This window comes from Enterococcus sp. AMC2644, from assembly GCF_058216475.1.
In genome coordinates this window covers 333,435-359,983 of record NZ_CM177095.1, presented here as the reverse complement: position 1 = coordinate 359,983, position 26,549 = coordinate 333,435, and the positions used below count along the sequence as shown (strand labels likewise).

General features: G+C 35.2%; 25 protein-coding genes. 20 read left to right on the top strand and 5 right to left on the bottom strand.

The features are described 5' to 3' along the window. Nucleotides 1–2 precede the first annotated feature (2 nt). The 9 genes from AC4BC5_RS01730 (at nt 3) to AC4BC5_RS01690 (ending at nt 7,980) form a co-directional block, all read left to right on the top strand. Nucleotides 3–713 carry an amino acid ABC transporter permease gene (locus AC4BC5_RS01730; RefSeq protein ID WP_490496464.1) on the top strand — a complete coding sequence of 237 codons (711 nt, stop codon included), beginning with the start codon at nt 3–5 and terminating at the stop codon, nt 711–713. Further along, entirely contained in the window at nt 710–1,462 is a 753-nt protein-coding gene (locus tag AC4BC5_RS01725; protein ID WP_490496463.1) for an amino acid ABC transporter ATP-binding protein, read from the top strand. The genes AC4BC5_RS01730 and AC4BC5_RS01725 overlap by 4 nt, the downstream gene beginning before the upstream one ends. Nucleotides 1,463–1,475: 13 nt before the next feature. Next, entirely contained in the window at nt 1,476–2,702 is a 1,227-nt protein-coding gene (locus tag AC4BC5_RS01720; protein ID WP_490496462.1) for an aminotransferase-like domain-containing protein, read from the top strand. An 11-nt stretch (nt 2,703–2,713) separates the two neighbouring features. Then, nucleotides 2,714–3,685: an NAD(P)-dependent oxidoreductase gene (locus AC4BC5_RS01715; protein WP_490496460.1), complete on the top strand. Its 972-nt coding sequence runs from the start codon at nt 2,714–2,716 to the stop codon at nt 3,683–3,685. A 21-nt stretch (nt 3,686–3,706) separates the two neighbouring features. Further along, a complete protein-coding gene (locus AC4BC5_RS01710) occupies nt 3,707–4,456 on the top strand; it encodes an amino acid ABC transporter ATP-binding protein (protein WP_490496459.1) in 750 nt (249 codons plus the stop codon). 12 nt (nt 4,457–4,468) lie between these two features. Then, the gene (locus AC4BC5_RS01705; protein WP_490496458.1) at nt 4,469–5,626 is read left to right on the top strand and encodes an MFS transporter; all 1,158 of its coding nucleotides are present in this window, start codon (nt 4,469–4,471) and stop codon (nt 5,624–5,626) included. A gap of 96 nt (nt 5,627–5,722) precedes the next feature. Continuing rightward, nucleotides 5,723–6,166 carry an Lrp/AsnC family transcriptional regulator gene (locus tag AC4BC5_RS01700; protein WP_490496457.1) on the top strand — a complete coding sequence of 148 codons (444 nt, stop codon included), beginning with the start codon at nt 5,723–5,725 and terminating at the stop codon, nt 6,164–6,166. A gap of 115 nt (nt 6,167–6,281) precedes the next feature. Further along, nucleotides 6,282–7,217 (top strand): ABC transporter ATP-binding protein, encoded by a 936-nt coding sequence (locus tag AC4BC5_RS01695; RefSeq protein WP_490496456.1) that lies wholly within the window; start codon nt 6,282–6,284, stop codon nt 7,215–7,217. Next, entirely contained in the window at nt 7,210–7,980 is a 771-nt protein-coding gene (locus AC4BC5_RS01690) for an ABC transporter permease (RefSeq protein WP_490496455.1), read from the top strand. The genes AC4BC5_RS01695 and AC4BC5_RS01690 overlap by 8 nt, the downstream gene beginning before the upstream one ends. Nucleotides 7,981–8,187: 207 nt before the next feature. Here AC4BC5_RS01690 and AC4BC5_RS01685 read toward each other — a convergent pair whose 3' ends face one another. From AC4BC5_RS01685 to AC4BC5_RS01665, 5 genes are all read right to left on the bottom strand, one after another. Beyond that, the gene (locus AC4BC5_RS01685; protein ID WP_490496454.1) at nt 8,188–8,751 is read right to left on the bottom strand and encodes a cysteine hydrolase family protein; all 564 of its coding nucleotides are present in this window, start codon (nt 8,749–8,751) and stop codon (nt 8,188–8,190) included. A gap of 409 nt (nt 8,752–9,160) precedes the next feature. Next, nucleotides 9,161–9,571 carry a NusG domain II-containing protein gene (locus AC4BC5_RS01680; RefSeq protein WP_490496453.1) on the bottom strand — a complete coding sequence of 137 codons (411 nt, stop codon included), beginning with the start codon at nt 9,569–9,571 and terminating at the stop codon, nt 9,161–9,163. 2 nt (nt 9,572–9,573) lie between these two features. Beyond that, nucleotides 9,574–9,843: a 30S ribosomal protein S14 gene (gene rpsN / locus AC4BC5_RS01675; protein ID WP_490496452.1), complete on the bottom strand. Its 270-nt coding sequence runs from the start codon at nt 9,841–9,843 to the stop codon at nt 9,574–9,576. Between the two features lie 14 nt (nt 9,844–9,857). Then, nucleotides 9,858–9,971 carry a putative metal homeostasis protein gene (locus tag AC4BC5_RS01670; RefSeq protein WP_016174717.1) on the bottom strand — a complete coding sequence of 38 codons (114 nt, stop codon included), beginning with the start codon at nt 9,969–9,971 and terminating at the stop codon, nt 9,858–9,860. Between the two features lie 19 nt (nt 9,972–9,990). Continuing rightward, entirely contained in the window at nt 9,991–11,523 is a 1,533-nt protein-coding gene (locus AC4BC5_RS01665) for a zinc ABC transporter substrate-binding protein AdcA (RefSeq protein WP_490496451.1), read from the bottom strand. Nucleotides 11,524–11,743: 220 nt separating this feature from the next. On the opposite strand from AC4BC5_RS01665, the gene AC4BC5_RS01660 reads away from it, so the two are divergent. The 11 genes from AC4BC5_RS01660 to glpK all read left to right on the top strand — a co-directional run bounded on the left by AC4BC5_RS01660 (nt 11,744) and on the right by glpK (nt 26,548). Continuing rightward, a complete protein-coding gene (locus tag AC4BC5_RS01660) occupies nt 11,744–12,850 on the top strand; it encodes a baeRF6 domain-containing protein (protein WP_490496450.1) in 1,107 nt (368 codons plus the stop codon). A gap of 174 nt (nt 12,851–13,024) precedes the next feature. Next, complete coding sequence (locus AC4BC5_RS01655) at nt 13,025–13,225, top strand: cold-shock protein (RefSeq protein ID WP_016174721.1); 201 nt, start codon at nt 13,025–13,027, stop codon at nt 13,223–13,225. Between the two features lie 176 nt (nt 13,226–13,401). Beyond that, on the top strand, nt 13,402–14,754 hold the full coding sequence (gene guaD / locus AC4BC5_RS01650; protein WP_490496449.1) for a guanine deaminase: 1,353 nt from the start codon (nt 13,402–13,404) through the stop codon (nt 14,752–14,754). Between the two features lie 11 nt (nt 14,755–14,765). Continuing rightward, nucleotides 14,766–16,085, top strand: coding sequence for a uracil-xanthine permease family protein (locus tag AC4BC5_RS01645; protein WP_490496448.1), 1,320 nt, complete (start codon nt 14,766–14,768; stop codon nt 16,083–16,085). A gap of 104 nt (nt 16,086–16,189) precedes the next feature. Then, on the top strand, nt 16,190–18,982 hold the full coding sequence (locus AC4BC5_RS01640) for a helicase C-terminal domain-containing protein (RefSeq protein ID WP_490496447.1): 2,793 nt from the start codon (nt 16,190–16,192) through the stop codon (nt 18,980–18,982). 36 nt (nt 18,983–19,018) lie between these two features. Continuing rightward, entirely contained in the window at nt 19,019–19,519 is a 501-nt protein-coding gene (locus AC4BC5_RS01635) for a cell wall elongation regulator TseB-like domain-containing protein (protein WP_490497483.1), read from the top strand. Nucleotides 19,520–19,544: 25 nt separating this feature from the next. Continuing rightward, nucleotides 19,545–20,735 carry a pyridoxal phosphate-dependent aminotransferase gene (locus AC4BC5_RS01630; protein ID WP_490496446.1) on the top strand — a complete coding sequence of 397 codons (1,191 nt, stop codon included), beginning with the start codon at nt 19,545–19,547 and terminating at the stop codon, nt 20,733–20,735. A gap of 43 nt (nt 20,736–20,778) precedes the next feature. Beyond that, nucleotides 20,779–22,077, top strand: coding sequence for an asparagine--tRNA ligase (gene asnS, locus AC4BC5_RS01625; protein WP_490496445.1), 1,299 nt, complete (start codon nt 20,779–20,781; stop codon nt 22,075–22,077). A gap of 122 nt (nt 22,078–22,199) precedes the next feature. Next, nucleotides 22,200–23,471, top strand: a complete 1,272-nt coding sequence (locus AC4BC5_RS01620; protein WP_490496444.1) for an NAD(P)/FAD-dependent oxidoreductase — start codon at nt 22,200–22,202, stop codon at nt 23,469–23,471. Next, the gene (locus AC4BC5_RS01615; RefSeq protein WP_490496443.1) at nt 23,461–24,897 is read left to right on the top strand and encodes an AcpB/EbpR/MafR family transcriptional regulator; all 1,437 of its coding nucleotides are present in this window, start codon (nt 23,461–23,463) and stop codon (nt 24,895–24,897) included. The genes AC4BC5_RS01620 and AC4BC5_RS01615 overlap by 11 nt, the downstream gene beginning before the upstream one ends. Before the next feature lie 124 nt (nt 24,898–25,021). Beyond that, nucleotides 25,022–26,548, top strand: coding sequence for a glycerol kinase GlpK (gene glpK / locus AC4BC5_RS01610; protein WP_490496442.1), 1,527 nt, complete (start codon nt 25,022–25,024; stop codon nt 26,546–26,548). Nucleotide 26,549: the final 1 nt, after the last annotated feature.

Below are 26,549 nucleotides of genomic sequence, written 5' to 3'. Positions count from 1 at the left end.
TTATGAGTTTTGACTTTAGCACGATGATTCGTTCACTACAAGTAGCAAGTCAATACATTGGTACAACTTTATTTATGGCAATCATCTCTTTAATGATTGGTATGGTATTAGGTTTGGGGATTGCTTTAATCAGGCTGTATAAAATAAAAGTACTGTCGCCTATTTTACAAACACTGATTACCCTTTTAAAAGGTGTTCCAATCGTATTGATTATCTTAAGTATCTATTTAATTGCGTCAAAACAATTTGATGTATGGGCAGAAACGATGGGCTGGTCGCTGCGTTTTAAAAATTTTCATATGATTTGGATTGCGATTGTTGCATTGAGTATTTTATCGACAATCAACAGTAGTGAAATCTTTCGGGGGGCATTTGCTTCTATAAAAAAAGGACAACTTGATGCAGCGCATTCAATTGGTTTATCTCCATTTCAAACGATTCAACGCGTGTTGCTTCCCCAAGCAATCCCAGTATCTTTGCCAATGTTTAGTAACTTGCTAATCAATCTGATTAAAGCATCGGCGTTAGGCTCAATGGTAAGTGTAGTAGATGTTTTTGCCGCAGCAAAAATTACCGCTCAACAAAATTACCGGTTTTTAGAAGCTTATATTGCAGTAGCAATTGTCTATTGGGGAATGAGTTTCATCATTGAAAAAGGAACGGGCTTTTTAGAAAAACGCATGACACGTAAATTAAGGAGGTCGACAACATGATTACGATGAAGGTACGAAATATTCATAAACGTTTTGGTACAAATGAAGTACTAAAAGGAATTAATATGGATGTTAAAAAAGGAGAAGTAGTTGTGTTATTAGGCCCAAGCGGTTCAGGAAAAACGACTTTCTTACGATGTTTAAATTTTTTAGAGTATGCAGATCAAGGAAAGCTGACATTAAGTGGGGTTGAAACGAATATTGAGACGGCAACTAAAAAAGAAATTTTACAGCATCAACGTAAAACGGCAATGGTTTTCCAAAATTATGCGCTGTTTTTGAATAAAACAGCTAAAGATAATATTGCTTTACCGTTAATGCTAGCACAGAAACAAACGGCAGAGGAAGCCAATAAAATAGCTTTGGACCTCTTAGAGCAAGTGGGGTTGGGCGATCGAGCAGATTTCTACCCTAGTCAGATGTCAGGCGGACAACAACAACGAATAGGGATTGCACGAGCGCTGGCTTTAAATCCAGAAATTATTTTATTTGATGAACCAACTTCGGCTTTGGATCCAGAATTAGTAGGGCAGACGTTGCATTTAATGCAAGAAATTGCCAAAACAGGAGCGACAATGGTATTGGTTACTCATGAGATGCAATTTGCTTATGATGTAGCTGATAAAGTAATTTTTATGGAAAATGGTCACATTATTGAACAGGGAACGCCAAAAGAAGTATTTGAACAAACAAAAGAAGAGCGAACCAAAAATTTTCTAGCTCGTTTTACAAGTCAATTAGTTGGGTAGGAGGAAAAAATATATGAAGTATCGTTTTGCGAATCGAATGTCAGGGATGCAGACATCCCCTTTAAGAGAAAATGCTAAGAAAAATATGGAAGAGTCAGAAGTCATTTCTTTTGCTTATGGTTTTCCACCGACTGAAGCTTTCCCAATGACGACGTTGCAGGAAATTTCCCAAAAAATTTATACCGAAGTAGATCCACAACTACTTTTACAGTATGGAGCAACAGAAGGCTACCCACTGTTGCGTCAATTAATTAAAGAACGTTTGGAAACAATTAACTCTATTAAAAATGAAGAAGAAGTAATGGTTGTTTCTGGTTCTACTCAAGCGATGGATGTTGCAGTGAAAGTTTTGTGTAACGAAGGGGATATTGTTTTATGCGAAGAAATGACTTTTTCTGGAGCGGTGAATGCCATTAAGGGTTATGGTGCTATTCCCAAAGCTGTTCCGATGAACATAGAAGAAGAATCACTCGATTTAGCTGCATTAGAAGAAATGTTAAAAATGGATATTCATCATCGAATTAAGATGTTGTATTTGATTCCGACCTTTCAAAATCCATTAGGGACATCGATTCCATTAGAAAAACGTCAAGCTATCTATCAACTTGCAAAAAAATATGATTTAGTAATTTTTGAAGATGATCCTTATGGTGATTTATTATACGAAGGGGATCCGATTCCCAAAATTAAAGAAATGGATACGGAAGGGATAGTTATTTATGCCGGATCATTTTCTAAAATATTAGCGCCAAGTACCCGTTTAGGTTTTGTGATGGCGCCCGATGAGTTATTAGAAAAAATGATTTTAGCAAAACAAGTATCTGATTCGCATAGCAATTTTTATTGGCAAGTCATGCTGGCAGAATTTATGCAACATTATAACTTTGAAGCACACGTTACCTTTTTAAAAGCATTGTACAAAGAAAATTTAACAACGATGATAACAGCTTTAGCTTGTTTACCCCAAGATAAAATTAGCTATATCAAGCCAACCGGTGGATATTTTATTTGCTGTAAATTAAATGAATCTATTGATATGGAGAAATTCTATCAATTCTTAGAAGAGGATCGAGTTGTTGTCATTCCAGGGAACGTTATGAGTGTGAATGGTAGAGGATATGATCATTATATTCGATTAAACTTTACTAAACCAACGATTGAAGAAATTAAAGCTGGAATTGCACGACTAGGAAAAGCTATGGAAAAAGCAGAATTGAAAGCAATAGATCGTGCTAGTTGAGGAGGAAGACAATGAAATTAATTTTTTATAATGTAAGTGAAGATGAACGACCATTTATCCAAAAATGGTCGTTTGTTAATCAAATTCCTGTTCAAATGGTTTCGGAAGGGATTTCTAGTGAAAATGTTGCGCTTGTTAAAAATTATGATGGAGTTTGTCTTTATCCAAGTGTTGAAATGCGACAAAATGAAACAATCTATAAACGTTTGAGCGATTATGGCATTCGTCAATTATCTATTAAATCGACTGGAGTTGATGGTGTAAATTTTGAGTGGGCAAATAAATACAATTTAACCGTTACAAATGTCCCAGGTTATAGTCCGACATCGGTCGGTCACTTTGCGATTATGTCTATCATGTTATTGCTGCGAAATGTACCAACCCACATGAATGAAAAAGCAAAAAGAAAAAATATTATTGGTCGAGAGCTACAAGATGTAACAGTTGGCGTATTAGGAACGGGACGAATTGGTTGCGTGGTAGCAGAAGGAATTGATGCGTTAGGTGGAAATGTGTTAGCCTCCAGTTCCCGTCAAAATCCTCGGCTTAAGGGAATTGCGAAGTATGTTTCTTTTGAAGAATTAGTAAAACAATCAGATGTTTTATCGATCCATATTCCCTTGAGCGAACGTTCTTTGTATCAATTTTCAGAAGAAGTATTTGCAATGATGAGACCTAATGCCTGTTTAGTTAATACTGCTCGTGGCAAAATTATTGAGACAAACGCTATGATTGAATGGCTAGCCTCAGGAAATGCAGGGGGCGTTGCTTTAGATGCGATTGAAAATGAAGAACAATATTTTAATGATGATTGGACGAAAAACCCATTTTATAAAAAGTTAAGTCAGTTCCCCAATGTCTTTTTGACTCCTCATGTTGCTTTTCATACAGAATTAGCAGTAAAAGAAATTACAGAGACGGCATTAAATAATGCGAAAGAAATTTTATTGAAAGGAGAGTCTATGAATAAAATTTCAGTTTAAATTTAGAAAGTAGGGATTGCGATGGTTCAAGCTCAAATTCAAGGATTGAAAAAACAATTCGGAAAAAATGAAATTTTAAAAGATGTCAATATGACTATTCATCATGGAGAAGTGATTTGCATTATTGGACCAAGTGGCTCAGGAAAGACAACTTTCTTGCGATGTTTAAATTTACTAGAACGTCCAGATTCTGGAAGTTATGTTTTAGGCTCTGAAAGTTATTTATTGCATCGAATTGGCAGCAAACAACGCCGTGAAATTGCTTTGAAAACAGCGATGGTTTTTCAATCATATGAATTGTTTCAACATATGACAGTATTGCAAAACGTGATGGAAGGCCTGGTGACTCCTCGCCATTATTCAAAAAAAGAAGCACAAAAAATTGCATTAGATATGTTGGAAAAAGTAGGGTTATCAGATAAAGCAGGAATGTACCCTGTTCAACTGTCTGGTGGACAGCAACAGCGAGTTGGAATTGCACGAGCAATGGCCTTGAGTCCAGAATTGTTATTATTTGATGAACCGACCTCTGCCTTGGATCCAGAATTAGTTGGTGACGTCTTAAAAGTTATGCGTCAGTTAGCTGATACTGGTCAAACAATGATTATTGTGACGCATGAAATGCAGTTTGCTTATGAAGTAGCTGATAAAGTTGTTTTTATGGCAGATGGTGTAGTTGTTGAAGCTGGAACTCCAGAAGAGGTCTTTCAACATTCAAAAGAAGAGCGAACCAAGAAATTTTTATCGCAAATTAACTTTAGAACAGCGTAAAGGAGTTTAGCGATGGAATATTCTCAAGAAAAGGTCCGGTTATGGACAAAAGATTTTATTTTGTTAATGCTAATTACTATGTTTGCAATGACCGCTATTACTACCCAGATGGGCACGTTACCGCTGTTGGTATCTGAGTTAGGAGGATCAAGCGCTGTATCAGGAGGGGTTGTCGGAATTTTAGGGATTTCCGCCTTGTGTGTCCGTTTTCCGATTGGCTTGCTCCTAGATAAATATGGTCGGCGTATTCTGCTAATCACAGGTTTATTTATTTTGTTGGTTGATTTTACACTCTTGAATTTTTTACAGACGTTACTTTCATTGTTTTTATTACGCTTAGTACAAGGGATTGGAAATAGTATTCAAGCGACTGCTGCAGCAACGATGACCGCTGATTTAATTCCCAAAGATAAATTGTCAAAAGGGCTAGGGTATTTCAGTATTGCCCAATCGATACCTAGTGCGATTGGCCCTTTAATTGGTTTGACGGTTGTTGGAAATTATGGTTTTGATGTACTTTTTCGAATTGCATTAATCTTAACTGCTCTGGCGTTTTTCTTGAGTTTATTTGTCAATGAGAGTTTAGTTACTACCGCCAAGAAAACAAATAATCTAGATGTTGGGTTATTGAAGAAACCTGAAGTTGTCATTCCTAGTATCATTATGTTTTTAATTTTTTTAGCACAATCTGGGGTAGTTGCTTTTATCGCCCAATTCGCAGTAGAACGTCATATTTCTGGTGCGGGCTATTACTTTACAGTAATGTCTATTGTGACGGTCTTAGTGAGACTTTGTTTTCCAGTTTTATTAGAAAAAATCAATCAAAAATTTTTAATTAACAGCAGTATTTTATTAATAACAGCTGCATTTGGTTTGATAGCATTTTCGAATGGTCTAGTGGAATTGTTGCTATCAGCCATCTTATATGGGATTGGTTATGCAAATTTAATGCCGATTATGAACACAATTGTCTTGCAAAGTGTCTCTGAGCAACAAAGAGGCAAAGCAACTGCCATTTTTTTATTGTCTTTGGATGTAGCATATGGTGGAGGAGCGATGGTTTGGGGCGTAATTGCAACGTTTGCAGGCTTTTCAACGATGTATCTTTTTTGTACATTGTGCGGTGTTTTAGCAGGTGGTGTCTATTTATTTTGGCAAAAACGAATATAATATGTGATAAAACATAACATGGAAAACGATTAGTAGTTGCATTGAACTCTTCCACTCGTTAAAATAGAGTAACGAAAGAATTTGGAGGAGATTACTATGGATATGCTAGACGTCAAAATACTCAACATTTTGCAAAAAAATGCGCGTGTCACGGTTAAACAAATTGCCGAAGAATGTTTTATTTCTTCTCCTTCAGTTTCAACAAGATTACAAAACCTGGAACATCAAGGGATTATTAAATCCTACCAGACAATTGTTGACTATCAAAAATTAAACTTTTCCATTAAAGCGTATATCCAATGTGCAGTGAATGCAAAAATCAAACATGATTTTTATCAGTATATTGAAGAGATTCCCAATGTAGTGGAATGCGACTGTATTACGGGAGATTTTTCAATGTTATTGAAAGTTTTTTTTCAAAACACAATCGAATTGGATGGATTTATTAATGAATTACAAGCTTTTGGTGATACAAAAACTCACATCGTTTTCTCAACTAATGTAGGACCTCGAGGTGTAAATTTTGATACGGATGAATAACTACTCACTAAAATTTCAGTGAGTAGTTTTTATTTGGCAAGCAATCATTTTAGCGTTAGAAATAAAACGTGTTATGATAGTATGGCAAATTATACCCAAAGGAGAACATGATTGAATGAGTTATGCATTAGAAATTAAAGCACTAAAAAAAGTCTATGCAACTGGTGTAGAAGCGTTACGTGGGATAGATCTGACAGTTGAAGAAGGCGATTTTTATGCACTATTAGGACCCAATGGCGCTGGTAAATCAACGACAATTGGTATTATTACTTCGCTTGTCAATAAAACGTCAGGACAAGTGAAAATCTTCGACTATGATCTAGATACAGACTTAGTTCGAGCAAAACAACAAATTGGTCTGGTACCACAGGAGTTTAATTTTAATCCCTTTGAAACAGTTCAACAGATTGTTGTGAATCAAGCAGGATATTACGGCGTGCCACGTAAAGAAGCTTTCCAACGTAGTGAAAAATATTTGAAACAGTCTGATTTATGGGGGAAACGTAATGAGCGTGCAGGTATGTTATCGGGAGGGATGAAACGCCGCTTGATGATTGCTCGTGCTATGATGCATGAACCGAAATTGCTGATTTTAGATGAACCGACTGCAGGTGTTGATATTGAGTTACGTCGTGAAATGTGGCATTTTTTAAGGGAATTAAATGAGAAAGGGACAACGATTATTTTGACTACTCATTACTTGGAAGAAGCAGAGATGTTATGTCGAAATATTGGTATTATTCAAGCAGGACGTCTAATTGAAAATACGAGTATGAAATCTTTATTATCAAAATTACAGTTTGAAACTTTTTTATTTGATTTAGCACCGTTTGAGAAATCGCCAGAAATTATTGGTTATAAGTATTCTTTTGAAGATGAAACCACACTTGCGGTAGAAGTTGAACGTAATCAAGGAATCAACGATTTATTTGACCAATTAACAAAACAGGGAATCAAAGTACTTTCAATGCGTAACAAATCCAATCGTTTGGAAGAACTATTCTTAAAAATTACTGAAGAAAATCAACAAGTGGGGGAGAAACATGCTTAGTCTTTATTTTACAGCTTTAAAAAGTCTCGCAGTGAAAGAAACGCATCGTTATATGCGAATTTGGGTCCAAACGTTAGTCCCACCAGTTATAACGACGTCACTTTATTTTGTTATTTTTGGGAATTTAATTGGTGGCCGTATTGGTGATATGGCTGGGTTTACTTACATGGAGTTTATTGTCCCGGGGTTAATTATGATGTCTGTCATTACCAGCTCTTATTCTAATGTTGCTTCTTCATTTTTCTCGCAGAAATTTCAAAAAAATATTGAAGAATTATTAGTTGCACCTGTACCGACGCATGTGATTATCTGGGGATTTGTCATCGGCGGTTTAGGAAGAAGTATTTTAGTTGGTGCATTAGTGACACTGATTTCACTATTTTTTGTCCCACTACATGTCTATTCATGGGGGATTGTGATTGTTACTTTGTTAATGACAGGAACGTTGTTTTCATTAGCAGGTTTATTAAATGGGATTTTTGCGAAATCTTTCGATGATGTCTCAATTGTACCCACCTTTGTTTTGCAGCCGTTGACTTATCTTGGTGGCGTGTTCTACGCAATTTCTATGTTACCACCAATTTGGCAGACAATTTCTAAAATTAATCCAATTGTCTATATGATTTCAGGATTCCGTTATGGCTTTTTAGGAACAATTGATGTACCTTTAGCTTTTTCAATGACTATTCTAGTCTTATTCATTGTTGTTTTGTATGGCGTTTGTTGGTATTTAATTGAACGCGGACGTGGTTTAAGAAGTTAATTTTATAAAAGGAATTAAAATTTTTTCTAAATGTAATGTTTTTGTGGTAAAACTAAAAAATACTCATCATCCTTTTTTCGATTGTTATAGGTTTGATTAGGTGGGACCAATACAAAAATTCAATTTTTTGTATTGGTCTTTTTATATAGAAGAATAATTAGAATTTTAGAGTACGGTGCTACACATCTATATTTTCAGTTTGACATTTTAAATAGTTGAATGTTTTATTTTTTTAAGTAAAGTCTGGGTATCAAGCACTGTTGCAAATTCTTCATGCAATGTAGCAAGAGAATAATGGTGGATTGTTTGAGCATCTATAAAATTACCTTGATGATCGTTCATACCAAATGCTGCTGTGGCATCTGAAATTAAGTAGGTGTGATAGCCTAAGTTCCCACTCATTCTAGTCGTTGTAGATACACAATGAGGTGTGGTTAACCCGACAATCGTTAAGTCATCAATTTGTTTTTCTTTAAGGTAATCATCTAAATCTGTGCCAATAAAGGCACTATTCACCTTTTTGTGGATGATTTTTTCATGTGCTTGTGGCGCGACAATCTCTTTGATTGGAAAACCTGAACCGTGTTGGTAAAACACAGATTCTGTTGATTGCGAAATATGTTGGACATGAATAATTGTCCAATTGTTTTTTCGACAGGATGCTAAAATTTTTTGCATGTTTTCTTCAGCTTGAGGATTATTGCGAGGTCCCCATTTAGCATCATCGAACGCTTGTTGCACATCGATTAGGAGTAAGGCACTATTTGTCATAAAATCCCTCCAATTATAATTTGTTTCTATTATAAATGATTCCTTCTATTATTTATATCTTATCGTTAATTTAACTTTTCTTTTATACTTTATTATAAAAAAGAACACATTTGAGATATAAGATAATAGAGTATTAGGAGGAATCTATATGAAAATTACTCAAATGAAAGCTTATATTGTCTGGCGCTTTATCTTAGGTTTCTTAGCATTATTTTGGGGAACAGTTCTTTATGCGTTAATTTAATAGCTGTAACGGAGAAGTTATTTGCAGCGAAAGAACATGTAAATAAAGAGAAGATAAAAGTGATGTATCAAGAGAATAATTCGAAAGCTGACTGACTAAAAGCTCAGAAGAGTTAGAGCATAAAAAATAGGAAGGGATTTCTGAAAAAAGAAGTCCCTTCCTATTTTAATTGATAAAGACATCTTTGGCGCCTTCTTGTTGAATTTCAATGACTAATTTGTGGGGGAGACAGATACTTGTTTCACCATTTTTAGCAATCCAACTTGTTTTAACTGCAATTTGATCAGGACTATTGTCTTCACGAACACGAATACGTCCTTCTTTTACTTGAATAATATTGTATTGATCTTCTGCAGGATAGTATGTTTTTTCAAAATCTTGTGTTTCGTCTAAATTAAAGCGATCGACTTCTTGTCCATTAATCCGAACAATCGCATAACGGGCAGAAGGTGTATCGGATTCGGGTTGCTGTTGGGCAGCAAAAATAGCGAGAGGAATGAAAGAAAAGAGAATTAGACAGAAGATGATTGGTAAATCAAAGGGTTTGATTCTCATTTGCTTCAATAGTTTTTTCATATTTACCAACTAGCTTTTTTTACGCCAGGAATTTGACCAAGATGGGCATATTGACGAAAGTTAATTCTTGATAGTCCGAATTTACGCATATAAGCATGTGGTCGTCCGTCAATGACATCCCGATTTTTCAAACGATTGGGGTGTGAGTCTTTAGGTAATTTTGCTAAAGCTTCGTAATCACCTTTGGCTTTTAACTCTTGTCGTAAAGCTGCGTATTGTTCAACTAGCGCTTGTTGCTTCTTGTATTTTGCAATTTTTGATTTTTTTGCCATGAAAAAGGACTCCTTTATTTTTTGTTGTTTCGTTTATATTGATGAATAATTTTTAATGCGCGTTTACGCGTCTTAATATTGGGACTTTTTAGACGGCGATAGGCACTTGATAAATCTTGCTTTTCCATATAAAACTTCCTTCCTATATTAATGTGCTAACATTTCTTGAGCGATTTCAGTTGAAGATAAATCAGTTGGATAATAAGTGGGCCAATTATCTACTTCTTCTAACAAAGCTTCTTGACTATCATTTCCAAAATAAATGTGGAAGTGAGCGGCTTTTGTTGGTGAAATTGAATGATCGCTAAATTGAACATATTTAAATGCTTTCGTATCTGGATCTGTTGCTTCAAATAAGAAACGAACGCCACGGTTTCCAGCTTTATAATTTAAAATCTCTTTTCCAGCATAGCGATACGTTGCTTTTTCAGACGAGTTATCGTCGAAAATAAATTCCATAGTATCATCGGTAATAGTTATTTCTTTGACATCTGTTTGGTAACCAACTGTATAATATTCTTTGTATTCTGCTTTTGTTTGACTTGGGTCCAGTTTTGCTTTGTAATCAAAGACTTGATCTAATGAACCATCTTCAAGTAATGGATAAACAGATTGCCATTTACCACTCCAATCAGATAATGGGCGATCTTTAACATCATTATCCGCAAAATAGCCATTATAAACAGTTTTTTCTTTTTCTGCTTTAGCTGTTTCTTCTTTTGGATTTTCTGTATCGGTTGTTTTACGCAAGGCTACTAAATTCTGTTTCATTACTGAAATATAGTCTTCACCGTTATCGATGGCTTCTTTGGTTAAGCCTTCAAGTGGATTTAGAACTTCTAAGTCTACTTTGGCTTCATCGGCTAACGTACGTGCAATGGCATCATTGGCATTTTCTTCAAAGTAAATATATTTTACGCCATGTTCGTCAACAAATTCTTTGAGTTCTGCTAAACGAGCAGGGGAAGGTTCTTCATCTGGAGAAAGACCAGCAATTGGTACTTGTGTCAAACCATAATCTAAAGCTAAGTAACCAAAAGCTGCGTGTTGTGTGACAAAGCTTTTTTGTTTTGCTTGCTCAAATGCTTCTTGATAGCTTTCATCAAGAGTAGTTAATTTCGTTAGATAGTTTTCAGCATTTGTAGTGAACGTTTCTTTTTTGTCTGGATACGCTGTAACCAATTGATCTCGAATGCTTTCAACTTCTTGAATAGCACGGTGAGGGGATATCCAAACATGAGGATCGAGTTCATGCGTATGATTTTCTTCTCCATGTCCGTGATCGTGACCATGTTCATCTGCTAATCCTGGTAGCAACAACATGCCTTCAGTTGCTTTAATGACGTTGACGTCACCATCTTTTAACGATTCTTCAAGAGAAGGAACCCACATTTCCATGTTCTCATTGTTATAAACAAAGGCATCAGCTTTTTGAATATTAGCGATATCTTTGGCAGATGGTTCATAATCATGCGCTTCTGTTCCAGCAGGCATCAATAATTCAACATTAGCTTCAGCGCCAACAATATTTTTGGTGAAATCATACATCGGGTAGAAGGTAGTAACAATTTCTAATGATTCCTCCTTTGATACGGGACTAGTTTTATCCGCTGTGTTGCTTGCACAAGCCCCTAATAAGAGTGTGCTGACTAACAACATACCTAATTTTCCTTTTTTCACTTTCTTCACTCGCTTTCCGAATAAGTTCTATTGTTTGTAAATCGTAATTATTACGATTTGAGACGATTCTTAATTTATCATAAGAGCAAATTGGAAGTCAAGTCTTTTATTTATTTTTTTTGAAATTGATTTTACTAAATCTGTAACCGTTTTATTTGGAAAGCACTCTGAGGCGTGATACACTATTTGTGTAAGATATAATTTTGTAGGAGGGAATATTATGGCGAAAATTGGTAAAGAATTACTGGATCAACTTACTTCTAAAGGTGTGCAGGGACCATTTGTAACAATCATGTTGAATACGCATGTGGCTCATCAAGACATCGAAAAAGATCAATTGAAATTCAAAAATTTTGTTAAAGAAGCAAAAAAACGATTTAATAAACGTTATTCTGAACATGATTGGCAAAAATTCCAAGAAAAAGCAGATGCGTTATTGAACGATCGATACTTTTGGCGTAGTGCAACAACTAGTGTTGCGATTATTTTAACAACCGAAGAAAGCTATGTTCATCATTTAAGCATTGCAGTAGATGACCAATATTATGTTGGTGATACACCGTATCTATTAGCAATTATTAAAAATGCCCAATTTAATTATAATTACTATTTACTAGGTTTAAATCGTGATTCGATGAAATTATATCGTATGGAAAATAAAAAACTTTCTGAAGTATCCTTATCAGAAATAGCCCCCACGGATATTAAAAAAGCGCTTGGTGAAGAAATTACGGGTGGTAATTTGAATTTTCGGACACAAGGAAATTCGAGTGCTGCCTACCATGGTGTAAGTGCAAAAGATGAAGAGGTCGAAATTGATTGGGTCAATTACTACCAAGCAGTCGATTCTTTCTTAAAAGACGAACTAGAAAATACAGAGAAATTACCACTCTACCTGTTTGCGCTTCCGGAAAATCAAACAACATTTAAAAAAGTAGCAAAATATCCTTATTATGATTCTTCAATCGCAGTATCTTCGTCTCCAGCGCAATTGTCTGTAAGTGATATTGAAAAGGGCACACAAGTCCTTGTTGATGAGTTAACAGCTAAAGAAGTGAAAAATTATAAAGCATTGATTGAACGTAAGTTTTTCGATCAATTAGTAGATATTCGTCAAGCTGCCACTGAAGGACGCATTTCACATTTATTTATCTCAACTTCGAATCTAATTGATGGTTATGGTGACAACCCTGAAGAGGAATACGATTGGCGACAAGTGTTAAATACGCTAGCAAATGATACTATTCGCAATGGTGGAGACGTGTTTGTCCTCAATCAAAAAGATGCACCAGAGGATAAGGAACTGGTAGCCATCTTACGCTATTAGTTTTTAAATCTTCTGTAAAAAGGTAGATATTTTTATAATGAATGTGTTATAATGAATATGTAGTTTTTGTAATGGTAAATATGGTAGCTTGTTTCATTTTAAAACATCTTCCAAATTTTCACCTTAACAAGTAATTGCAAAATATGTGTTCATACACAAGGAGGATTTTTTAATATGGAAACAGGTACAGTAAAATGGTTTAACGCAGACAAAGGTTTTGGATTTATCACTGCAGAAAATGGTAACGATGTATTCGTACATTTCTCAGCTATCCAAGGAGACGGCTTCAAAACTTTAGAAGAAGGTCAAGCAGTAACTTTTGATATCGAAGAAGGACAACGTGGCCCTCAAGCTACTAACGTTGTTAAAGCTTAATTCTATATGAATGTACAAGACGAAGTTTAACGACTTCGTCTTTTTTTTGTCCATTTTTTAAAACGAGTAAAATCCGAACGATTAGATGTTTTAAATGATTAATTTTCGTAAGAATCTTGTGGATTATCATTTTTCCTTTATAATAAAAAAGAATAAAAAAGAAGGAGCAAACAATCATGTTTTTTAAAGGTTCTGCATTCCATACACCAAGTTATGGTCAATTAGATTTTATAGAAGACGCGCTTATCGAAGTGGACGAAGAAGGGGTTATTCAAAAGGTATTGCAAACCAAAGATGATTCCTATCAAACGAAATTAAAAGAAGCGCGAGCAAGTAAAAAATTTGTAGAATTAAAAGAGGGACAATATTTCTTACCAGGGTTTGTTGATTTACATGTTCATGCTCCGCAATGGCCACAAGCGGGAATTGCACTAGATGAACCATTAAATAAATGGTTAGATGAGTGTACATTTCCTTTGGAAGCGAAGTATCAAGAGAATGATTTCGCTCAAATTGTCTATCAGGATTTGGTAGCCAATCTACTAGCACGAGGAACAACAACGGTTTTGTATTTTGCAACAGTCCATTTAGAAGCAAGTTTAACTTTGGCTAAAATTTGTGCAAATCAAGGTCAGCGTGGATTAGTAGGAAAGGTTGTCATGGATCATCCAGATATGAATCCTGATTTTTATCGTGATGCTTCAACACAGCAAGCATTAGCAGATACAGAGGAATTCATCGTAGCAGTTAAAGAATTATCAAAAACTGTTCCACAAGGGGTTTATCCTGTTATCACCCCACGTTTTGTGCCAAGTTGTACCGATGAGGGGCTAGCTGGTTTAGGCAAATTAGCTGAACAATATCAGGTTCATGTACAATCTCATTGTAGTGAAGGACAGTGGGAACATGATCATGTCAAAGAACGTTTTGGAAAAACGGATACGGAAGTTTTACGTGATTTTGGTTTATTAACCGAAAAATCAGTGATGGCTCATTGTAATTTTGTGGATGAAAAAGATGGCGCAATTTTTGTTGAGACTGGGACAGCAGTTGCTCATTGCCCAATCTCAAATGCGTATTTTGCAAATGGTGTGATTCCGATTAAACGTTTAAAAGAACAAGGTGTCGAAATTGGTTTAGGAACAGACATATCAGGTGGCTTTTCACCTAGTTTGTGGGATAACATCAAACAAGCAGTCATGTCTTCACGAATGTTAGAAGATGGTGTGGATGTTACTCGTGAACAAGAGACACGTGGCGTGCCAGATTCACGTATTTCAGTAATTGAAGCTTTCTCTTTAGCTACTCAAGGTGGTGGCGAAGCATTAAGCTTGCCAATTGGTATCATTGAAAAAGGCTATGCATGTGATCTGCAAGTGATTGATATGAACGCAACAGGTGCATCATTATCGGGCTTTGGTGTATTTAATGATCCGTCTGAACAATTGCAAAAATTACTTTATTTAGCAACACCTGCCAATATTAAACAGGTTTGGGTGCAAGGAAATCTTGTACACGAGAAATACTAGGAGGAAGATTTGTGGAAACAAGAGTAGAGAAAAAGAACCTAACCGTGGGTGTCAATGAAGACATCCCCTTTGGTCAAGCTTTTATTTTAGGATTACAGCATGTACTGGCAATGGACGTATACGTGCCGCCATTTATTATTGCAACGGCAGTGGGAATGTCTTCTCCTGATGCTGCAGGACTCATTCAGTCAACATTTTTAGGAGCAGGAATTGCTTCATTAATTCAAGTTCTATTTTTCTTGAAATTGCCTGTTTGCCAAGGACCATCTTTTGTTCCAGTGGGAGCAATTATTGGGATTTATCTTGGTTCAAAAGGAATGGATACAGTTTTGGGAGCAAGTGTCATAGGTGCACTAGCTGTTGTTTTATTAGGGATGACCGGTATATATAAATATATTGTTCGCAAATTTATACCAAGTATTGTTAGTGGAATAATCATCATGATTGTTGGTTTGACCCTGTTGCCATCTGCTTTTACTGGCAATATTTATGTTTCAAGTGAAAGTTTAAGTGTAAATCAAAATATTTTATTAGCAGCAATTACCGCAGCAACGTTAATTATTTTTTCAATGTTAGGAGAATATTTCCCAAATTTAGGCAAAATTTTCCGAATCAGTTCAGTAATTATTGCTTTAGTATTAGGTTCAGTAATCGCCTCTTTCATGGGAGGATTAGATTTTAGTTCAGTATCTGAAGCATCCTTTTTGAGTTTGCCAAACCTAGCATTTATTGATTTTGGCTTGGATTTTGATGTGTCAGCAATTTTAACAATGTTAATCATCTATATGGTGCTCTTAGCTGAGACCACCGGTACTTGGTACGCAGTTAGTGCAGTAACGGAGGAACAGGTCACTGATGAGCAAATTAACAAAGGTGTCATTGGTGAAGGTTTAGGCTGTTTAATCGCTGCTTTAGTAGGAACAACACCAGTAACAGGTTATTCAACCAATGCGGGTATTATTTCAATTACAGGAGTTGCAAGTAAGAAAGTATTTGTTATGGCATCTTTTTGGTTTATCCTACTCTCTTTTTTAGGAAAGCTATCGGCATTGATTCACGCCATTCCATCATCAGTTATTGGCGGCGTGTTTTCTGTGGTTTGTGTCATTATCATGTTGAGTGGGTTCCGTGTCATTAAAAATCAGGAATTTTCTGAACGAGAATTATATATTATTGGCGTTCCTTTGATTTTTGCTATTGGTTTATTATTCATGCCAGCAGAAGTAAAACAAAGTGCTCCGCAATTCATTCAATACCTATTAGATTCACCTATTGCATTAAGTGCAATTGTTGCTGTTGCAATGAATAAATTAATTCCAGAAACAAAATAATCAAACTAAGATCATCTTTAGAGGTGGTCTTTTTGTTTGGGCAAAGGTGGGCGAATAAAAATCTTTGTAGTATAATGCAAAGAGCATGTGTGAGGAGGAAGAGGATGAAAACCACTTATGCAATCGTAGACATTGAAACCACAGGTACTGATCCTAAAAGTGATCGAATCATCCAATTTGGTTGTGTCTTAGTTGAAAACAATAAAATTGTTAGTCGATTTGCGACTGATATCAATCCGATGCAGCCGATTTCCAAGCAAATTCAAAACTTAACCCATATTTCAAATAAACGGGTAAAAAAAGCGCCACTCTTTGAAGATGTGGCACCAACTATCTATAATTTATTGGAAAATACAATCTTTGTAGCGCACAATATTCATTTTGACTACCACTTTTTAAATCATGAATTAGAACGTTGTGGGATGCCACCTTTGACCATTTCAGGAATTGATACGGTTGAATTAGCGCAAATTTTTTTACCGACAGAAGTTAGCTTTCGTTTAGGTGATTTAGCAGAAAATTTAGGCTTAGAACATGATGCACCCCATCAAGCTGATAGTGATGCAGAAGTAACCGCAGCACTATTAATATATATAGAAGAAATTATGAAAAAGTTGCCCTTAGTGACCATGGAGAAAATAGCACAATTGAGTGTAGTTACTAGTATGCAAACTAATGAGTATATACAATCGGTTGTCAAAGAAATGCGTGAACAACCACGACCGTTAGCGCCAGACTTAGAAATTGTTGATGGAATTGCGTTACACAAAAAAGAAGTGAACTTATTTTTGGAACAGCATTTTGATAAATCTTATCCAACTACCAAAAAAGAAAAAATGGCATTGTATAAGGATAAATTAATGTATCGTAAGGAACAGAGTAAGTTGATGAATATTATTTATCGCCATTTTACAATGAATGAACAAAAAGATTTATTGGTTGAAGCTTCAACTGGAATGGGAAAAACAATTGGTTATTTGTTACCAGCGCATTTTCTAGCAACTCCAGAAAAACCTGTGATTATTAGTACTGTATCGATTTTGTTACAACAGCAACTAATTAACCAAGATATTCCATTGTTGAATTCAATTTTGGAACAACCGATCCAAGCCACAATTGTTAAAAGTAAGAATCACTACATTGATTTACAACGTTTTAAAGCAACGTTAAATATGCCTGTTCAACAAAAGCAATATGCCTTATATCAAATGGGAATCTTAGTTTGGCTAACACAAACAGTAACCGGGGATTTTGATGAGTTGAACTTAGTTCGTTTAAATCATCTTTTATTTAAAGAAATCAGCCATCGTGGCGTTGAAAATTTAGCAAAATCACAACCATTATATAAAGAAGACTTTTTACGACATTTATATGCACAAATGAAGCAAAGTAATGTGTTAATTATTAATCATGCATTATTAGCACAAGAAACGCAACGTCAGCAGCAATTAATTCCAACAAGCTCATATTTAATTATTGACGAAGCGCATCATTTACCTGATATTATGGAACAAGTTTCCAATTTGTTTGTAGATACGGCTGCTTTTCAAAGAAAATTCAATCAATTTCAAGACGAGGGGCAATTATTTGATTTGATTCAATTAATGGTTGGGCAAGACTATGAAACGTCTCGTTTATTTCAACTCTATCGAGATGAATTGACAGCAATAGTTGAAACACAAGAAGATATTTTTTATGAGTGGTCCCAAACAATGGGGCACGAAGAAAAGATTGTGACCAAAGAGCAGCGAGAATCAGTTTCCTTGCAATGTGAGAAAAATATTCAACGTTTATTATTGTATTATGAAGAACTATTGGTGTTACAGGAACAACTACGAAAATTAATGAATCAGATGGGGCATTCATGGCTGAATCGACAACGAATTTTATCGGGTGATTTATTAAGTTTCTTTGATGAAATGCAGCGTCAATATCAAGTAATGGATCATTGGTTTTCGAATTGGGAGGAGAATTACGTCCACTTCTTAACAATTTATGGGAACCAACGGACAGTAAAATTACAATTAGTTGACTTTGATGCGGCAATTTTACCTAATACTCGCTGGTACGGACGATATGAACGTATTTTATATATTGGCGGTACTTTACGTGTATCGGGGGATCGTAGTTATTTTGCGAAAAAATTAGGTATTCCTGAAGCCACCTTAAAAGTCGTACCCACAACATATGATTATGCGAAACAAGCGCAATTGTTTACTTTAGATAAAGGTATTGCCATTCATGAATACGATGCTACTGCATATGCTAAATATTTGGCGAGTACGTTGACAACTTTGTTAACAGAGGTTAATCAGCCAGTATTAGTATTGTTTACATCGCATGACATCTTGCAAAAAGTGTACAGTCGAATGCATATGAAGTTTTTAGAAAATGGCCGTGAGATTTTGGCGCAAGGAATGGGGGGGAGTCGAGAAAAGCTATTAAAACGATTTATGCAATCGAATAATAGTATTTTGTTTGGTGCAGATAGCTTTTGGGAAGGCGTTGATTTACCAGGAGACTCGTTGCAATTACTAATTGTTACTCGATTACCTTTTGAAAATCCTGAGCGTCCAATGGTTAAAGCACGGCAAATATACTTGGAAAAGCAGGGGGTTAATCCCTTTATGCAAGAAACAATTCCTAAAGCAGCTTTAAAATTACGTCAGGGATTAGGACGTTTAATTCGCTCAACCGAAGATAAGGGGATTATGATTATCTTAGATCGACGAATTGTAACAACAAAATATGGTAAGAAAATAGCACGGGCTTTACCAAAAGAATTACCACTACAAGAAGCTTCTGTAGAAGAAATTCAACAAGCGACTGTTCAGTTCTTAGAAAAGAACAAAGATTTAAACAAAAATAGTACAGATTCAACGAAAGTTTTTGTATAATGAAAGCTATCAAGAGAGGAAGTGTATAGAATAGAAGTGAAAACTGATGCACAAAAAGAAAAACAAAAAATTATGGCATTGTTGACAGGGATTATAATCTTGTTGCTGATCATTCTCTTTTCTTCGCTTGCTTATATTCGTATTACAAGCCCAATGCGACAAGCTAAAGCAGAAGCAGCTCAGCTTGCGGAACAGTATGCGCATATCGAACGAGTTGACCAATTTTATTGGTTTACAAGAGAGCAAACTTATTTTTCTATCTTAGGAAAGAATGATAAACAACAAGAGATTATTGCGATTATTCCTAAGTCAGGAGAAAAAGTAACTGTTTTATCACAAGACGAAGGTCTAACTGAAGATGAAGTAAAAGAAAAGGTTTTTAACGATTATCCAGGTGAAACCTTAAGAAAGGCAACGCTTGGAATGTTTGAAGATAAACCTGTCTGGGAAGTCATGACAAAAGGTAATAAGGGGAATAACTATTATCTTCTAGACTTTAAAGACGGCAAAGAAGTCAATGTAATTCGAAATATTTAAGGTGTAAATTGAAAGGGTGAATGGTATGAAATTATCAAAAAGAACGGAGACATTAGAACCATCTGTAACGTTAGCAGCTTCTACGAAAGCCAAGGAATTAAAAGGCCAAGGAGTAGATGTTTTAAGTGTAACATTAGGAGAGCCAGATTTTCCAACACCGAAAAATATTCAAAAAGCAGCAATTGAAGCGATTGAATCTGGAAAAGCAAGTTTCTATACGCCGAGTGCAGGTATTCCAGAATTACGTCAAGCAATCGTTGATTATATCGAAAAATTCTATGGTTTAACTTATGATGTTTCTCAAACATTAGTAACTGACGGTGCGAAGTTTGCTTTATATGCTTTATTCCAAGCGATTCTTGATGAAGGGGATGAGGTTATCATTCCAACGCCTTATTGGGTAAGTTATGGTGAGCAGGTGAAATTAGCAGATGGAACGCCGGTTTTTGTTGAAGGAAGCGAAGACAATCAATTCAAAGTAACTGTTGAACAATTAGAATCAGTTCGTACAGAAAATTCAAAAGCGGTAATTTTAAATTCACCTTCTAACCCTACAGGTATGATTTACACAAAAGAAGAATTAAAAATAATTGGTGAGTGGGCTGTTGCGCATGATTTATTAATTGTAGCAGATGATATTTATGGACGTTTGGTTTATGATGGAAATGAATTTACGTCAATTGCAACTATTTCTGAAGACATTCGCAAACAAACACTAATTATCAATGGCGTATCAAAAAGTTACTCTATGACGGGGTGGCGAATTGGTTTTGCCATTGGTGATAAAGAATTAATTAAAGCAATGACAGATATTGCTTCTCAATCAACGAGTAATTCAACTGCCGTGAGCCAATATGCAGCTGTTGAAGCTTTAACAGGACCTCAAGATACAGTAGAAGAAATGCGTCAAGCGTTTGAAGAACGTTTAAATCGTTTATATCCATTGATGCTAGAGATTCCAGGTGTTAAACTAGTCAAGCCTCAAGGCGCGTTTTATCTTTTCCCTAATGTCAAAGACACGATGGAACTTTGTGGCTATACGGATGTTACTGAATTTAGTGACGCTTTACTAAATGAGGCACACGTTGCCGTTGTCACTGGTGCCGGTTTTGGTGCGAATGAAAATATTCGTTTAAGCTATGCATCTGATTGGGAAACATTAGAAGAAACTGTTAATCGAATCAAGGCATTTGTTGAAAAAAATCGTAGAAAGTAATACACTGTCATAGAACGTTTAATTATAGAATGGAGAGACACAAGTGGAACAAATTCAAATTATTGATGCAAAACATCATGTTGGTGAAACAGTAAAAATCGGCGCATGGATTGCGAACAAACGCTCAAGTGGAAAAATCGCCTTTTTACAACTAAGAGATGGAACAGCAATTTTTCAAGGAATTGTTGTTAAAAATGAAGTAGGCGAAGATATTTTTCAAACTGCGAAAAATTTAACACAAGAGACTTCTGTCTGGGTTATAGGTGAAATTCGTGAAGACAGCCGTTCAAAATTTGGTTACGAAATTGGTGTACAGAGCATCGAAGTAATTGGTGAAAGTCATGATTATCCAATCACACCAAAAGAACATGGCACAGAATTTTTGATGGACCACCGTCACTTATGGTTACGTTCTTCAAGACAGCATGCAATTATGCAAATTCGTAACGAGATTATTCGTGCAACCTACGAATTTTTCAACAAAAACAACTTTATTAAAATTGATCCACCGATTCTAACTGGTTCTGCACCAGAAGGAACAACTGATTTATTTGAAACAAATTATTTCGATCAAAAAGCGTATCTTTCTCAATCAGGACAGCTTTATATGGAAGCTGCGGCAATGGCTTTTGGAAAAGTATTCTCATTTGGTCCAACTTTTCGTGCTGAAAAATCAAAAACACGTCGTCATTTGATTGAATTTTGGATGATGGAGCCAGAAATGGCATTCATGCATCAAGATGAAAGCTTAGAAATTCAAGAACAATACGTGGCATTTTTGGTCCAAAATGTATTGGATAATTGTGAATTAGCATTAGAAACACTTGGTCGTGACCGTGCTATTTTAGAAAAATATACGAAATTACCTTACCCACGTATTTCTTATGATGAAGCAATTGACTTATTAAAAGAAAATGGGTTTGATGATATTGAATGGGGCGATGACTTTGGTTCGCCACATGAAACCTTTATTGCTAATTCATATGACCAACCCGTATTTATTTTGAATTATCCAAAAGCGATTAAACCATTCTATATGAAACCACATCCAACTCGTGAAGATATTGTAATTTGTGCAGATATGATTGCACCAGAAGGATATGGTGAAATCATTGGTGGTTCTGAGCGAGATGTTGATTATGATCATTTGCTTAAAGAAATTGAGCGTCATGGCTTAAATCCAGAAGAATATTCTTGGTATTTAGATCTACGCAAATATGGTTCTGTTCCTCATTCAGGATTTGGATTAGGTTTAGAAAGAACTGTTACTTGGTTAGCAGGAATTGAGCATGTACGTGAAGCCAGTCCATTCCCACGTTTATTAAATCGTATTTACCCATAGAACTGATAAAACGCCCACATTTTGGGCGTTTTTTTGTTATACTTAGGACAAAATGAAAGCCCAAAAAACCGTGTGAATCAGTTAATTTGCACTTTTTTTAACGAAAAAATAGAGGTGAACTTATGAAAATTATGATTATCGGCGCATCGTTTGCTGGCGTGTACTGTGCATTAGAAGCAAGAAGACTTTATCCCAATTCGGAAATTATTATTATTGAAAAAAATGAACAATTTGCATTTTTGCCGAACGGTTTATTGTTACATCTTCAAGGAGTTTATGAAAATCTAGAAGATGCAACATTTATCTCGAAAGATACTTTAATAAAAAACAATATTCAACTACACTTGCAAGAAGTTTTTTTATCATGCGATAGTAAAGAAAAGAAAATAAAAACAAATTGTACAATTTATGATTATGACAAATTAGTTTTAGCAACTGGTTCAACACAGCAATCAAAAGTAATTGAGTTACAAGAGGAAGAAATTTATCATTACAAAACATACCAAGCAGCAAAATACTTACTGCCAAAAATTGAAGAAGCTCAAGAGATTACTTTAATTGGGGCTGGACAAGCTGGAATGGAAGCAGCCAGCGTTTTTATTAAGTTGGGTAAAACAGTCCACCTATTTGAGGCCATGGATTACCCATTATTTAAATATTTTGATCAAGATTTCTTAATTCCTTTTTTAACTGCTTTAGAAAAAATACCTCAGTTAGATTTACGATTAAATCAACGAATTTCTCAGATGACTCAAAGTCAATCTAGTGATTTAATTTTAACTACGGTCAATGTTCATCCAACAGAAACAATGAGAGATGTATTAGCCACCCATAGTGATTTAACCATTCAGACAAACGACTTTTTAGAAACTTCGCAAAAGGATATTTTTGCAGTAGGTGACTTAATTCAAATCCCTTTTACCTTAACCAATGAAAAGATTTATTTACCTCAAATCAATCACGCTGTTCGCTCAGGAATGGTAGCTGCTGCAAATTTAGTGACTCCAACTAAGAAATTTCGTGGAGGCTTACGTATGATTGGTACTAAAATATTTGATTGGTATTTGGCAAGCGTTGGATTATTGGAATCAGAAGCCTTTTTATATCCTCGAGAGATTATGATTAGAAACGTTATTATACCTGTATCAACAACTTCTAAAAAAATATTGTATTGTAAGTTAATCATCGAAAAACAGACACAACGTTTGTTAGGTGTACAACTATTATCGCAAGCGAATTGTTTAGCAATTATTGAACGTTGTGGATGGGCGATTCAACAAAAAATGACTCTTGAAATGTTATTAGAACAAGATTTCTTTTTTCAATCTCAGTACAGCGTAACCTTAGCTTTCTTAAATGACTTATTTGCAGGACGTGATTCCAATGAAATTTGAAGATTTATTAGAAAAAAGAGAAGCAAAAAAGATGCGTCTTTTAAAAACCTTATTGCTTTCAGGCGGAAAAGCAACAATTACAGAGATGATGAAAAAGTTGCAGCTTTCTAAAAAATCGGTAGAAAACTATCTAGATGAGTTGATGGATGATTTAACTATATATGAAGGTCAATGCCAATTAATCTATGATAAAACACTTGTTGAATTTTGGAAAGTTCCTGAATTTTCTTTACGTGAATTAGAATTAAGCTGGTATCAAGAAGCTCCTAAGTATCAAATTTTAATTCATTTACTGGAAAATAAGGAAATATCATTTATTCGACTAACGCAAGAGCTAGCAATTAGCGAGTCATCCTTATCGCGAAAAATTAAAGAAATAAATGTTTTATTAAAAGAATTTAAGTTGATGATTTGGCAAGGAAAAATAGAAGGAGAAGAAAGTCAAATTCGTTATTTTTATTTTCAATTAATGTGGTACCTTGAACAATATCCAAAGCATTTGACAGGTAAAGAAAAACAATTGATTGAGCAATTTGAACGAGGCTTTGGCTTAATCTTTACTGAAGAAGCTCATCAACGAATTAATTTATGGATAAAGGTGACTAAGTACCGTATTTCAATCACTAAATTATCTTTTCAAGAGTTTCACAAGAAGTTTGAACCTTATAAAAAAGATCGTTTTTATCTACAATTAAAACCTATTTTTCAGCGATTTTTTAGCTACTATGCAGTAGAAATTAGGGAAGAAGAAATTATGTTGCATTTTATCTTTTTAATTAGTATGTCCATTTTGAATGAAAAAGATTTTTATCAGTACTCTTTACAGCGTTCACGTTTCACGCCAAGTAGTATTGCTGATACCTTAATCTTAGAAAATATATTACGCTTATATCCTCGTCCAAAAATTCGTCCAGAATGGGAAGCAAACTGTTACTATCATCTATCACAAGTTCATTTGCGCTTGTATTTTTTTCAAGGAGATGTTGAAGTATATGACCGTGAGAATATCTGGCAACTAGAAGCCAAACTATCTAGTCGGAATATTCAAATGTATACGAAAAAATTGTTGAAATTAGCACAGGAGACGCTAACCATTCCTTATGAAGAAGAAAATAGTTTATTAGCGATGACTGAAATAAAGTATTTGAGTATTGTAACAATTTTAGATGTAGAAATGAATCGAGAAATTCGAGTAGGTATCCATCTAAAAATGGATCCCTTATTTAAAGAAGCTGCTATTAATATGTATATGCTACATTTAAATATGATTAACGGCGTAGTGGTGGAGGCGTATGTCCCTGAACATCATTATGATTTAATTATTACTAATCAATATCAAGAAAAAGCACACTATTATCGTTTATCAGAATTAGGAACAAATTATGATATTCAAGAAATTAAAAAAATTATTCGAAAATTAGAATAAATCCCTTGCTGTGACTGAATTTTGTCAAAAAATCTAGAAAAAGAAAAAAAGCTGACAAAATAAAACAGAGAAAAAAAGGTAAGATATGAATGTAAAGAAAACGCTATCAAAGGAGCAGATGAATATGACAACAAAAGAAAAAAAATACATTATGGCAATTGATCAAGGTACAACTAGTTCCCGAGCAATTTTGTTTAATAAAGAGGGTAAAAATATTGGTAGCTCCCAAAAAGAATTTCCCCAATATTTTCCAAATTCAGGGTGGGTAGAACATAATGCAAATGAAATTTGGAACTCTGTTCAATCTGTTATTGCCGGTGCGTTTATTGAATCTGGTATTCATCCAGACGAAGTTGCAGGAATTGGTATTACAAATCAGCGTGAAACAACTGTTGTTTGGGAGAAAGAAACGGGCCGACCAATTTATAACGCCATTGTTTGGCAATCTCGTCAATCTTCAGAAATTGCAAATCAATTAGTCGCTGATGGTTACAAAGATATGATTCATTCGAAAACGGGATTAATTATTGATGCTTATTTTTCAGCAACTAAAATTCGTTGGATTTTAGATCATGTAGAAGGAGCCCAAGAACGTGCAGAAAAAGGTGAATTGTTATTTGGAACAATTGATTCTTGGTTAGTCTGGCGGTTAACAGATGGTGATGCGCATGTAACAGATTATTCAAATGCAAGTCGTACGATGCTATACAACATTCATGAGCTAGCATGGGATGAAGAAATTTTAGAGCTGCTAAATATTCCGAAAGCAATGCTACCGGAAGCCAAAAGTAATTCAGAAATTTACGGATATACTAAAGGATATCACTTTTATGGAAGTAATGTGCCAATCTCAGGAATGGCTGGCGATCAACAAGCGGCGCTATTTGGTCAAATGGCTTTTGAACCTGGAATGGTTAAAAACACTTATGGTACTGGTTCCTTTATTGTAATGAATACTGGTGAAAAACCACAATTATCTGCTAATAATTTATTAACGACAATCGGATACGGAATTAATGGAAAAGTTTATTATGCTTTAGAGGGAAGTATCTTTGTTGCTGGTTCAGCAATTCAATGGTTACGTGATGGTTTACGTATGATTGAAACTTCTCCAGAATCAGAAGAGGTTGCAGCTAAAGCAACAAGTGGTAATGAAGTGTATGTGGTGCCAGCGTTTACTGGTTTAGGAGCACCTTATTGGGATTCAGATGCTCGCGGAGCAGTCTTTGGTTTAACTCGCGGAACTTCAAAGGAAGATTTTGTGCGAGCAACACTTCAAGCAGTTGCTTATCAATCACGTGATGTTTTAGAAACAATGAAAAAAGATTCTGGTATTGATATTCCTTTACTAAAAGTTGATGGTGGTGCGGCGAAGAATAATTTGTTAATGCAATTCCAGGCAGATATATTAAATACTCAAGTTCAACGTGCTGCTAATTTAGAAACAACTGCGTTAGGAGCTGCTTATCTTGCTGGTCTAGCTGTAGGATTCTGGAAAGATCTAGATGAATTAAAGGCGATGCAAAAAGAAGGCGAAAGTTTTACACCGAAAATGGCAGAAGATGAACGCGAAGAATTATATGAGAATTGGCAAGCGGCAGTTGCTGCTACACAAGTCTTTAAACCTCGAAAAAAGAAGGAAGGTCAATAAT